The organism is Streptosporangium sp. H16, from assembly GCF_051918855.1.
Lineage (GTDB): Bacteria > Actinomycetota > Actinomycetes > Streptosporangiales > Streptosporangiaceae > Streptosporangium.
Map to the genome: position 1 here is coordinate 288743 of NZ_JBPXMD010000006.1, position 11812 is coordinate 300554.

At 71.0% G+C, this 11812-nt stretch carries 13 protein-coding genes; 3 read left to right on the plus strand and 10 right to left on the minus strand.

From position 1 onward, the window contains the following. Window positions 1-49: 49 nt before the first annotated feature. Entirely contained in the window at window positions 50-1948 is a 1899-nt protein-coding gene (locus ACTOQ2_RS13100) for a DUF2207 domain-containing protein (protein ID WP_440099841.1), read from the plus strand. A 27-nt stretch (window positions 1949-1975) separates the two neighbouring features. On the opposite strand, the gene ACTOQ2_RS13105 is transcribed toward ACTOQ2_RS13100, so the two are convergent. Next, window positions 1976-2917 carry an asparaginase gene (locus ACTOQ2_RS13105; RefSeq protein WP_440099842.1) on the minus strand — a complete coding sequence of 314 codons (942 nt, stop codon included), beginning with the start codon at window positions 2915-2917 and terminating at the stop codon, window positions 1976-1978. Window positions 2918-2974: 57 nt separating this feature from the next. Between ACTOQ2_RS13105 and dtd the strand changes: the two genes are divergently transcribed. Beyond that, entirely contained in the window at window positions 2975-3400 is a 426-nt protein-coding gene (dtd, locus tag ACTOQ2_RS13110; RefSeq protein WP_344746920.1) for a D-aminoacyl-tRNA deacylase, read from the plus strand. Window positions 3401-3558: 158 nt separating this feature from the next. Here dtd and ygfZ read toward each other — a convergent pair whose 3' ends face one another. The 7 genes from ygfZ to ACTOQ2_RS13145 all read right to left on the minus strand — a co-directional run bounded on the left by ygfZ (window position 3559) and on the right by ACTOQ2_RS13145 (window position 9003). Then, window positions 3559-4542, minus strand: coding sequence for a CAF17-like 4Fe-4S cluster assembly/insertion protein YgfZ (gene ygfZ, locus ACTOQ2_RS13115; protein ID WP_440099843.1), 984 nt, complete (start codon window positions 4540-4542; stop codon window positions 3559-3561). A gap of 195 nt (window positions 4543-4737) precedes the next feature. Then, entirely contained in the window at window positions 4738-5151 is a 414-nt protein-coding gene (locus tag ACTOQ2_RS13120; RefSeq protein WP_440070433.1) for a Fur family transcriptional regulator, read from the minus strand. Window positions 5152-5306: 155 nt separating this feature from the next. Continuing rightward, window positions 5307-5771: a hypothetical protein gene (locus ACTOQ2_RS13125; protein WP_440099844.1), complete on the minus strand. Its 465-nt coding sequence runs from the start codon at window positions 5769-5771 to the stop codon at window positions 5307-5309. Further along, window positions 5768-6361 (minus strand): hypothetical protein, encoded by a 594-nt coding sequence (locus ACTOQ2_RS13130; RefSeq protein WP_440099845.1) that lies wholly within the window; start codon window positions 6359-6361, stop codon window positions 5768-5770. The genes ACTOQ2_RS13125 and ACTOQ2_RS13130 overlap by 4 nt, the downstream gene beginning before the upstream one ends. Before the next feature lie 535 nt (window positions 6362-6896). Further along, window positions 6897-7832 carry an NAD(P)-dependent oxidoreductase gene (locus ACTOQ2_RS13135; protein WP_440099846.1) on the minus strand — a complete coding sequence of 312 codons (936 nt, stop codon included), beginning with the start codon at window positions 7830-7832 and terminating at the stop codon, window positions 6897-6899. A gap of 247 nt (window positions 7833-8079) precedes the next feature. Further along, on the minus strand, window positions 8080-8385 hold the full coding sequence (locus ACTOQ2_RS13140; protein ID WP_440099847.1) for a DUF2470 domain-containing protein: 306 nt from the start codon (window positions 8383-8385) through the stop codon (window positions 8080-8082). A gap of 108 nt (window positions 8386-8493) precedes the next feature. Beyond that, entirely contained in the window at window positions 8494-9003 is a 510-nt protein-coding gene (locus ACTOQ2_RS13145; protein ID WP_440099848.1) for an FABP family protein, read from the minus strand. Between the two features lie 66 nt (window positions 9004-9069). Between ACTOQ2_RS13145 and ACTOQ2_RS13150 the strand changes: the two genes are divergently transcribed. Continuing rightward, window positions 9070-9432: a DsrE family protein gene (locus tag ACTOQ2_RS13150; RefSeq protein ID WP_355622372.1), complete on the plus strand. Its 363-nt coding sequence runs from the start codon at window positions 9070-9072 to the stop codon at window positions 9430-9432. A 190-nt stretch (window positions 9433-9622) separates the two neighbouring features. Here the strand turns inward: ACTOQ2_RS13150 and ACTOQ2_RS13155 are convergent, their stop codons facing one another. Then, window positions 9623-10339, minus strand: a complete 717-nt coding sequence (locus ACTOQ2_RS13155) for a type 1 glutamine amidotransferase (RefSeq protein WP_440099849.1) — start codon at window positions 10337-10339, stop codon at window positions 9623-9625. Continuing rightward, a complete protein-coding gene (locus ACTOQ2_RS13160; protein ID WP_440070440.1) occupies window positions 10329-11615 on the minus strand; it encodes a MurT ligase domain-containing protein in 1287 nt (428 codons plus the stop codon). Before ACTOQ2_RS13160 ends, ACTOQ2_RS13155 begins: the two co-directional genes overlap by 11 nt. Between the last annotated feature and the right edge of the window lie 197 nt (window positions 11616-11812).

Genomic DNA, 11812 nt, shown 5'->3' on the forward strand with positions numbered 1-11812 from the left:
TACGCGGTGGGCCATCACGGGCCGGTGGATCTCGCTAAGCTCCCGACACATGGCGGCATCTTTCTCGTACCGAGCGGCTTCCTCGCGCCGAGCGACTGCCCTGCGCAGGACGGCCTCCTCGCGCAGGACGGCTTTCCCGCGCAGGACGGTTTTCTCCCGCCGAGCAGCCGGAAGCCTGGCCGCGACGGCCATCCTCGCGCTGGCCCTCGGCGCGTCCCCTGCTCTCGCGTCCTCGGCACCGGCGAGCGGCCCGGGCGCGGAGCCCTCCCAGGCCTGGCGGGCCGCGGCGGGACCTTCCCCGGCCGGGCAGAGCACCCGGCTCGCACAGGCCGCACAGCCCGCACAGGCCGGGCAGGTCGCGCAGGCCGGGCAGGTCGCGCAGGCCGGGCAGGTCGCGCAGGCCGGCAAGGTGACGAGCACGACGGTCCAGCTGGAGCTCCGGCAGGACGGCGTGCTCCACGTCAAGGAGGAGGTCGTCTTCGAGGGTGACGCGCCGTCGCGCGACCTCGTCGACCGGACCCGCTACGACGACAGCAGCGACCGGCTCTACCGGGTCACCGGTCTCAAGGGCGACGCCACGCTGACCGGCGAGACCATCACCCTGAAGGGCACCGGAAGCGCCACCCTGGAGTACGACGTCCAGGGCGCCGTCACGCCGCTGGCCGACGCCCAGGAGCTGCGGTGGTACGCGGTGGGCGCCTGGTCCGTCCCCGTCGAGCAGGCCAAGGTCAGTGTGAGCGGGCCGGCCACCATGCAGAACCTGTCGTGCTTCGCCGGACCCCTGAGCTCGGCGATCGCCTGCACCGAGGCCTCCATGGACCACACGGGCGTCACCGCCGAGTTCGGGCAGCAGGACCTCGGCACCGGCGAGGTGCTCACCGTGGTCGTCGGCTACCCCACCGGTGCGACCAAGGGCGCGCCGATCCTGGAGCGCCGCTTCGAGCTGTCCAACGCCTTCACCCTGAACGCCGTCACCGGCGGCGCGCTGGCCGGTCTGCTGCTCCTGCTACTCGGCGGCCTCGGTCTCCTCTACTGGACCCGGGGCCGCGACGCCCGCGTGGTCGGCCACGAGTCGGGCTCGCTCAGCGGTGTCGAGAACGGTCACTTCGCCCCGCCGGACGGCGTCCGCCCCGGCCAGATCGGCACCCTCATGGACGAGCAGGCCGACGTGATCGACGTGACCGCCACGATCGTCGACCTGGCCGTCCGGGGCTACCTCAGGATCGACGAGCAGCCCCGGCAGACGTACGAGACCCCCGACTGGAGGCTGGTACGGATGCCCGCCGCCCAGGTCGCCTCGCTGATGCCCTACGAGCGGGAGCTCTACGACGCCATCTTCGACGGCCACGACGCGGTGCTGCTGTCGGAGCTCAAGGGATCGTTCGGGACCAAACTGGGCAAGGTCCGCGAGGCGCTCTACCGCGACGTGGTCACGCAGGGCTGGTTCGCCCGCCGCCCCGACACCGTCCGCACCCGCTGGACGACCATCGGCGTGGTCCTCACCGGGCTCGGCGTCCTCGCCACCGTCGCGCTGGCCTGGTTCACCACCTACGGGGTGCTCGGCCTGGCTCTGATCATCGCCGGCGCCGCCCTGGCCGTGGGCGGCCAGTACATGCCCGCCAAGACCGCGAAGGGCGCGGGTGCCCTCGCCCACACCCTGGGCTTCAGGGAGTATCTGTCCGGCGCCGACATCGGCGGGGACGTCCCGGTGGCCCAGCGGGTGGAGCTGTTCTCCCGCTACCTGCCCTACGCCGTGATCTTCGACAGCGTCGACCGCTGGGCCCGCGTGGTCTCCTCGGTCACCGGCAACGGCCAGCAGGCCGACCACCTGTACTGGTATCACGGCCCGGCCGAGTGGGACCTGTCCAGGTTCGCCGACTCGATGCGGACCTTCACCATGACCACCTCCGGGGCGATCTCCACCACCCGCCAGTTCCGCTCCCTGTGAGGACCGCCGTACGCGAATCCGCGGCGGCTACCTGACGCGGATCTCGCCCACCGGGCGCCCCCCGCCGAGCAGGACCCCGGCGGCGAACTCGTCGAGCCCGGGAGCCTCGAAGCCGAGAGCGGTCAGGGCCGCGACGGTGACCGGGACCCGGGCACGCTGGCCGCCGTCCTCGATCTTGACGGTTCCCGAGCGGCCGTCGGTGAAGACGAAGGCGTCGAACGCCTCGGCCCCGGCCTTGACCAGCAGCCCGGGGACCGCCCGCATCAGCCGGGCCTCGGGGCGGGCGGTCCCCGACGTCCACTCGGGGTGGGCGCGGAAGGCGTCGGCGACGCGGCGCTCCGGGGTGCCCGGGTCGGCCCGGACGAGGGCGCGGAACGCCCGCGTCACGCCCAGCATCGAGACGAAGAACAGCGGGGCGCCGCAACCGTCCACCCCGCTGGCGGCGACGCGCTCGCCGGTCAGCTCCTCGACCGTGGCGCGCACGGCCCGCTGCAGCGGATGCGCCGGATCGAGGTAGGTCTCCAGCGGCCAGCCGTTGACCGCGCAGGTGGCGAGCATCGCCGCGTGCTTGCCCGAGCAGTTCATGTAGACCCTGGCCCGGTTCCCTCCGGAGCGCAGCACCTCGTCGCGGGAGGCGACGTCCTCCGGCAGGTCCTCCGGGCAGCCGAGCGCGCTCTCGTCCAGCCCGGCCCCGGCCAGGATCCTCCGTACCCCGTCCACGTGGAACGGCTCCCCCGCGTGACTCGCGCACGCCAGCGCGAGTAGCTCCCCCTCCAGAGCGAGGCCGGCGCGGACCATGGCGAGCGCCTGCAGGGGCTTCATGGACGAGCGCGGCGAGACCAGCGCGTCCACCTCCCCGTGGACTCGCACCAGCGACCCGTCGGCGGCCACCGCGAGCATCCGCGCCCGGTGGGTGGACTCCACGAACCCCGAGCGGACGACCTCGACCAACAATGACTCAGCAGACACCTTTGTCTCCTTTCGCCCGAAGTCTAGAGATGCCCGGGAGCACGGGATGATGGGGGCATGCGTGCGGTCGTACAGCGGGTGAGTTCCGCGTCGGTGGTGGTGGACGGCGTGACGGTCGGGGCGATCGACGAGCCGGGGCTGCTGGTCCTGGTCGGCGTGACCCACACCGACACGCGCGCCGAGGCGGCCAGGCTCGCCGCCAAGCTCTGGGGCCTGCGGATCCTCTCCGGCGAGAAGTCCTGCTCCGACATCGGCGCGCCCCTGCTGGTGGTCAGCCAGTTCACCCTGTACGGCGACACCCGCAAGGGACGCCGTCCCACCTGGCAGGCCGCCGCCCCGGGTCCGGTCGCCGAACCGCTGGTGGAGGCGGTCTGCGCCGAGCTGCGCGGGCTGGGCGCCCGCGTGGAGACAGGGGTGTTCGGTGCCGACATGAAGGTCGGGCTGACCAACGACGGCCCGATCACCCTGGTTCTGGACATCTGACCGCCCGGGACCGTACGCGCGCGCCCCGGGACGGCCGAGCGGCCCGGGACCGGGACAGCGGCCATCCGGGCGGGCCGGACAGCCGGGAACGATGACGGCGGCATCCGGGCGGGCCGGAAGCGGCCCGCCCGGGACGCGACGCCGTCAGGCGTGAGCCGTCAGCGGATGCGGCGGCGCAGGTTCGGGTCGATCTGGACGTTGCGCCCGGCGTCCGGCGGCACGATGACCTCCTGGGACGCGGCCACTCCCGCGGCCTCCAGCGTGGTGTCCACCGGCACGGTCCGCTTGACCACGGCCAGCGCGACCGGACCCAGCTCGTGATGGCGCGCCGAGCTTCCCACGAAACCGATCTCCGCGCCGTCGAGGGTCACCGGGGCGCCGTGCTTGGGCAGGGTGTCGACGCTGCCGTCCAGGTGCAGGAAGACCAGCCGGCGCGGCGGGTGGCCCAGGTTGTGCACGCGGGCCACGGTCTCCTGGCCCTTGTAGCAGCCCTTGTTGAGGTGGAGGGCCGTGCCGATCCAGCCCACCTCGTGCGGAATCGTCTTGTGGTCGGTCTCGAAGCCCAGGCGGGGGCGGTGCTCCTCGATCCGCAGCGCCTCGTACGCCCAGAGCCCGGCGGGCCTCAGCCCGAGATGCCCGGCCAGCAGGTCACGCGGGAGCAGGATGTCCCGCCCGACGGCGATGGCGCCCTCGGGCAGGTCGGGGTGCGCCTCCCCCGCCACGGAGACCACGGCGTAGCGATCCGTCACGTCGGCGACCTCGACCCTCAGCATGAACCGCATCTTGTCGAGGAACGCGGCCACCTCCGCGCCGGTGCCCGGCTCGACGTGGGCCCACACCGCCTCGCCGTCGTCGACGAGGACGAGGTGGTGCTCCACCCTGCCCTGGGCGTCCAGCAGCAGCGTCTCGGTGGGCCGGCCGGGTTGCAGATCGTCGAGTTTCTGCGAGCTGAGGCTGTTGAGCCAGCTCAGACGGTCGGGGCCGGAGATCCGGACGACCTCGCGGTTGCTCCGGTCGACCATCGCCTCCCCGGCGAGCAGCGCGCGCTGCTCGGCGAACGGGTCGCCGTAGTGTCCGGCGACGTCGGCGTCGGGGGTCTCAGCCGCGACCGCGCCGGGAGTGTCCAGCAGAGGGCTTCGCATGCACACAGCCTACGAGGCCTCGCCAAAGAGGGCTGCGGCGACTCTTCCCCCGGCGAGTCCCGGACCGTACGACACACCTCGGCGGCTCGGCGGGACAGAGGCAGAAGCGTGTCCCCCTGCGGCTCGGTGACGTACCCCGGCACCGGTCCCCCTGCGGCCCGGCGAACGTACTCCGGCGACGGCCTCCCCTGCGGCTCAGCGGCACTTGCGGCAGCGGCCGAAGACCGTCAGGTGGTGCACGTCGGTGAGGAACCCGAGCTTCTGGTCGAGGTTGGCGACGAAGTTCTCCACCAGGTCGGGGCTGACCTCGCTGATCTCCCCGCAGCCGCGGCAGACCAGATGCACATGATCGGCCTCGGCCGTCAGGTGGTAGGTGGGGGCGCCGTGCCCGAGATGGGAGTGGGTGACCATGCCGAGCTCCTCGAGGAGCTCAAGGGTCCGGTAGACGGTTGATATGTTCACCCCGCGCGCGGTCTCCCGCACCCGGGTGCAGATCTCCTCTGGAGTGGCGTGCTCGCAGGCCTTGACCGCCTCAAGCACCAGCTGGCGTTGCGGAGTGACCCGGTAACCGCGTGCCCGCAGTTCCTCATGCCACGACGTCTCGGTCATATCCAGAGTCTATGAGCATCGGGGCTCTCCCCGTCGTCCTACGGCCCGAGAGGCCAGGGAACGACGATCCGGTGCTCGAAAGGGGCCCATGACCCGACCACACCAGGCACCCTGAACACGTATCGCCGGACGGGAGTCGAGCCCTCAGGCCCGTTTCAGTAGGGGCTCATCTGGTCCAGCACTTTGGTGGCGAGCGCCAGGAACTCCTCTGCCTTCGCCATGTCCCGCACGACGTCTTCGGGAGTGATCTCCGGAGTATCGGGGCGGGGATACTCGGCGCTGTTACGTCTGCGGCGCATCCGGTCGAACGAGCGGAGCGACTGCCCGAGCGGAGGATCCAACTGGGCGGTGACCGCGTCCAGCACGGCGAGGTGACCGCCTCTGCTGGTGACTCGCAGACCTTGGTTCTCCAGAATGGACGCGAGGGCCTTTCGAGAGGCGTCGTAGAGAAGTTGATACGCTCCCGTCGCGTCCGTTTTGAAGCCGCTGCGAGCGAGCTCGATATGCCGCCCAGCCTGTGCCAGCAGGGTGTCCGCGTGTTCCCGGCTCGGTGGGACGCGCTCCAGCTGCCCCGAGGCCAGCATGCTGTCGACCTGGTCGCGTCCTTGCGTCCATCTCATGGGACGACCCGTTTCTGCATCAAAGAGTGAAGAGGCTTGTTTCGCAGGGATGCCACGAAGGGGTTGTCCACGTCGTCGGTCCACGTCGCCAAGGAGATCCTGCTGATGTTCACCTCGCGACCGAGAATTCGTTCGGCCGCTCGCGCCGCGTCGTAGAGCTCGTCCTCGTCTGCGGATCCCACGACGAGAACGTCGATATCACGTGGCGGCGGTCCGGCCTGATTCGCATATCGAGCAGCCCAGGAGCCGTAGATGTAAGCCTCGTCGATGCCGGAGATCGGCTCAAGAAGAGGCGGCAGGACGGCTGCCGGGCCAAAGGTCACCGCCAGCAGATCGGTCAGTGGCCGCGCGACGATCGTGTCAGGATTGGCGCGAACGAGACGAAGGTTGCCGTGTCGCCTCTCCGAGGTCAGCCCGGCATCCATGAGCCTGTCCACCTCACGGCTCACCGTCGCCTGGGACGAGCCTGTTCGTGCGGTGAGGTCGGTTATCGAATACTCGTTCTCTGGATGTAGATACAGCCAGGCGAGCAGCTCCCCTGTAACGTTGGAGCGGAGTAGAGGCAGCAGCAGAGGTGGCATTGCCCTCATAGATGAATAGTACCATCCATCTATAGCAAGTAGTTCACTTTAAGTGATCAAATTATCGCTAGAAGTGGCCACAGCCGCACAGGATGCCGACGGCGGTCGAACGACGGGCTCCGGCCGCCGTGGCGTCCCGCCGGCTCCTCGTCGAGCCGCGTCGGGGCTGGTCAGAAGGCGGGTTCTGGTGGGCGGCGGCGGGTCTGGAAAATTCATTTGCCCCGGGGGCGCGGAGTTTCATAACGTACAGGCACGCCGAAAGGAGGTGGTCCGAACGATGGTTGATCATAGTTGGGCTAGCGAGGTGGCTGTCCGCTAGGACGCCGCGACCGGACTCTGTCCGGGCGTCAGGCGACGTTCGGCGAATCCACGACAATCACCGGAACCCCGGGCCGCCGGAGGCGGGCGATCCCGCCTGTAGTCCACCGGCCCTCCTGCCGAGCAGGGGGAAGTGGCCCGGGGTTCTTCCCTTTCCAGCGCCTTCCTTCTGGAGTGTCCTGCTTCCGCGAAGCACCCCTCCGGAAGCCGTCCCTTTACAAGACCGTCACTCCTGGAAGCCGGGGTTGGCGCAGTGCAGCGGGCGCTCACCGCCGAGGACCCTGACGACGTCCTCGCAGATCATCCGGGTGTGGTTGATCTCGGTGTCGTAGGTTCCGGAGCCCAGATGCGGGGTCAGCACCACGTTGTCCATGTCGGCGAGCGGGTGGGCCGGGTCGAGCCACTCCCCGGTGAACCGGTCGAGGGCCGCTCCACCGAGATGGCCGGCCTTCAGGGCTCCGACGAGCGCGTCCATGTCGTGCAGGGCCGCGTCCGCGGTGTTGACGAAGATCGATCCGGGCTTCATCGCGGCGAACTCCGCCGCCCCGACCGACCGGCCCCCGGACGCGGAGGCGTGCACGGAGACGACGTCGGCCTGGGCCAGCAGGACGTCGAGCCCGTACCGGTTCTCCGCCGCGTCGGGGTCGTGGACCATGACGCGCATGCCCAGCCCCTTCATCCGCCAGGCCAGCGCGCGGCCGACCACCCCGTAACCGACCAGGCCGATGGTCCGGCCCGCGAGCTCCCACGCGCGGTACCGCCGGTAGGAGGCCATGCCTCGCCGGATCTCCCTGTCGCCGACCGCGACCCGGCGGGTCACCGCGAGGATCAGGGCGAGGGTGAGCTCGGCGATCGCGTCGGCGTCGCGTCCCGGGGCGCAGACGACGGGGATGCCCTTCGCCGTGGCGACCGGGAGGTCCACGTTCCCCGCCTCGCCACGGGCGCAGCCCACCACCAGCAGGGGAAGGTCCAGGACCGGACCGGCGACCTCGTCGGACTCGGTGATGAGGATGCGCGCGCCGGTGTCCGCGAGCTGCCTGGCGAGCTCGGCCGCCGGGTGGGGACGGTGGTCGGCCGGGTCGTAGTGGACGTCGATCAGCTCTCTCAGGCGGTTCCACTCCTGGCCTCGCATCGGCGCCAGTACGAGTGCTCGTGGTTTCACCGCGCCTCCTTTTCAGGAAATTTTGGTATTTGGGAGCTTTCCACGAACGTCACGATCGGTCTCGACAGTGACCGGACCGTCATCAACCGGCCCACCTGCTCCTCCCGTTTCCCGGTTCCCGTTCGGAAGGAGGGTCCCTGGCGAACGACGGCCGGGCGGCACGGGCCATGCCGGATCACCGCCTCCACCGAATCCGGCCCGGCGCGCGAGCGGTGTGAAGAACGGGGAGAGAACGCGGATCCGCCGGTCAGTGCTCGCCGCGGGCGGGGACGCCGAGGGCGGCGCAGGCGTCACGGTAGAGGCGGACGACCTCCGTGCGGACCTGGGCGCGCTCGGTCAGCGTGGTGCTCCAGGGGACCCGGACCGTGACGTCCCGCCCGCCGACCACGGCGGCGAACTCGATCGCCTCGGCGTCGACGCCGGTCGTCGTCGCGCCGGTGGCCTCGGGTTGCCCGCCGAGGCCCTTGCAGATCAGCAGCGCGTCATCGGCGTGGTCGTCGTTCATGTGGCGCCTGATGGCCTCGACCACGTCGGGGGTGAAGGGGGTGCTCATCCTCAGAGGGTAACCAGCGCCCCGCCGCACCCCATCGCGGGCAGCGGGCGAAGACCCGGGCCTCACCCGGCGTCGGGGACGAACCTCACCCGGCCCCGGGTGCGGACCTCACACCTCGTCGGGTACGAAGTCACCGACCCGCTTGAGCTCGGCCGAGATGTGGGACTGGAGCGGCTGCCCCATGGAGGCCATGTCGTACGCCCACATCAGGTTGCCGTTGACCAGCCCGTATAGGCGGTGGCCCGCCGTGTACTCCTTGGCGGTCGCGGTTCGGGCCACCACGTCGGTCTGGAGCTCGATCTTGTTGAAGACCACCTCGCCGACGTAGATCTCCACGATGCCCGTGGGGTGTGACAGGCACACCTCAAGCTGGCGGCCGGGGAGCTGGCGCCAGAAACCGGTCTCGGTGCCCAGCGGCCGGACCTTGTCACCCGCCTCGTCGAGCAGCCAGGTGCGGCTGGTGTAGGTCAGGAACGGCTTGCCGTTGTGACCGAAGACGATCTCCTGGCCGAAGTTGAAACTCTCGATCGTCGGATACCCCCCGACCCCGGCGCCTTCCCATCGGCCCAGGAGGAAGGCGATCGGCTCAAGGTCGGAATGCAGTTCGGGAACGTCCATGAAACGAGCCTAGGGCCGCTCAGGTACGGTTCGCGCCGGTGACACCGGGCCGCATAGGCTTCGAGCATGGCACGATCACTGGTGATCAAGGTTACCGCAGGCGAAGACTCACCTGAGCGCTGCAATCAGGCGTTCACGGTGGCCGCGGCGGCGTTGGCGAGCGGGGTTCCCGTCTCGCTCTGGCTGACAGGCGAATCCGCCTGGTTCGCCCTTCCCGGCCGGGCGAAGGAGTTCACCCTCCCGCACGCCGCCCAGCTCGGGGACCTGCTCGACGCGGTGCTCGCGGGGGGCAGGGTGACCCTGTGCACGCAGTGCGCGGCCCGGCGGGACATCACGGTCGACGACGTGATCGAGGGCATCCGCATCGCGGGCGCCCCTACCTTCGTGGAAGAGGTGCTGGGTGAGGGCGTCCAGGCCCTCGTCTACTGAGACCACCGGAACACCGCCCGCCCCGAGCCCGAGCCCACGGCCGTCGGGCCACCGGCCGCCCCGAGCTCGCGGCCGTCGGGCCACCGGCCGCCTGGCGAGGCCGGGCAGCCTGTCTCCCCCGCCGGTGGGGCGCCATCGTCAGCAGGACGCCTCCACCGGCGAGACGCCCCGTCGGCGAGGCGGCACCCGATCAGCGGGGCAGCACCGCGGCCAGACGCTCCTCGCGGAGCCGGTCGAACCAGGCGTCGTCGATCGGCGGCAGCTGGGCACCCACCGCCCAGGTGAGCAGCAGGTCGGCGAGGCCGTGGTTGCGGGCGAGCGCGGGGCCGTGCAGGTAGGTGCCGACGATCTTGCCGATGTGGCAGCCCTCGGTGCCGTCGCCGTTGCCCGTACCGACCGCCGTACGCGCCAGCGGCCGGATCCCGGCCCCGAGCCGGGTGACGCCCATGTGGTTCTCGAAACCGGTCAGCGTCGGGATGCCGAGCGCCGGGTCCGCCTCCCCCGCCAGCTCCCCGACGGCCCGGCCCTGGCCACGCCCGCTGGAGATGTCGATCAGGCCGATGCCGTCGACCGGCTGGCCCTCCTCGCCGCCGAACGTGGTGCCGATGATCTGGTAGCCCGCGCACACGGCCAGCAGGGCGGCGCCCCGCTGGATGGCCCGGTGCAGGCCGCCGTCGCGCCGGAGCCTTTCTGCGGCCAGGATCTGCGGCCGGTCCTCACCGCCGCCGATCAGGTAGATGTCGCCGCCCTCCGGGACCGGATCGGCCGAGCGCACGTGCACGGTCTCGACCGGGATGCCCCGGCGCTTGGCGCGCTGCTCCAGGACCAGGACGTTGCCCTGGTCGCCGTACGTGCTCAGTAGGTCCGGATAGATCCAGACAAGGCGCAGGGCGCTGTCAGACTGCACGACCGAACTCCGATCGGATCTGCTGGAAGGCGGTGTAGTTGGCGATCACGTCGACCTTGCCCGGTGGTTGCGCGGCGAGCGCCTGCTCGAACGAGCCCGCCAGCTGGAACGGCACGTCGGCCACGTCCAGCCGGAGCGCGAGGTCGAGCCGCCGTTCACCGGCCACGAAGACCGGCCTGCCGCGCAGCACCCGGTAGTCGACGTCCCACAGCCATGAGGTGTCGCGGCCGTCGGGCCCCTGGGCGTTGACGGAGAGGATCACCGGGAGCGAGGAGTCGAGCACGTCGAACGCCTCCAGCCAGCCGGCCGGGTTCTTGGCGAGCAGCAGCCGGGCGTGCCGGCCGTCGCGTTCCACCGTGGTGTACCGGCCGGCGACCGACCTGACCTCGCGCAGCCGGGGAAGCGCCCGCTCGACGGGCAGGCCGAACACTTCGGCGGTGGCCAGCGCGATCGCCGCGTTGGCCCGGTTGGCGCGCCCGGGAAGCTGGATGTCGAGCACCCAGCGCTGCCCGCGCGGGTCGATCACCGCGTCGTCGTCGAGGATCCAGGACGGCTCGGGCCGCCGGAAGGTGCACTCGCGGCAGGCCCAGTCGTTCTCCCCCGACTTCGAGGGGGCACCGGCGCCGATGCTGCCGGGCGGGACGTACTCCATGCCCTTGCGGTCGAGGGGGCCGCCGCACTCGGGGCAGCACCAGGAGTCCTCCTTCCACGGCTGGCCCGCCGACACCCAGGTGACCGAGGCGGCCGTGGATGCGCCCCAGGCCACCAGCGGGTCGTCCGCGTTGGCGATCACGTGGGTGTTCCTGCCGGCCAGCGCCCGCCGCCACTTCTGGGCGAGCAGCCAGATCTCGCCCGCCCGGTCCATCTGGTCGCGGCTGAGGTTCATCAGGCAGATGACCCCGGCACCGGTGGTGTCGATCACCTCGGGCAGGTACTTCTCGTCGACCTCCAGCACGCCGTACGGGGCGTGCTTGGCCGACGACAGCGCCGAGACGTGCCCGGCGGGCATGTTGGCGCCGAAGGCGTTGGTGGCGACGTCGCCGAGCTCCGACAGCGCGGAGGTGATCAGGCGGGTCGTCGTGGTCTTGCCGTTGGTCGCGCTCACCAGCACGAGCTTGCGGTCGTGCGCGAGCTTGCGCAGCAGGTCGGGCTCCAGGACCAGGCTCACCCGGCCCCCGATCACCGACCCGTCTCCGCGCCCGGTGACCCGGGACAGGGTCGCGGCCGTCCGGCCGAGAGCGGTGGCGAGCTGCGCCCGCAGCGGAAGCTGAGTCATGCCGTCTCCTCGCTTGGCGACCCGTCGCGGGACGACCCGGCGGCCGACCGGCCCGGCCGCGGGACCGGAATCACCGAATCGTTCATGCCGCAGATCTTAGCCCTGCTTCGGCACCGTCACCCCCCGGCGGCACGTCACACGCACCACCCGGTGACGGTGAGGTACGCGAGCCCCCGGATCCGGTCGGAGGACACCGG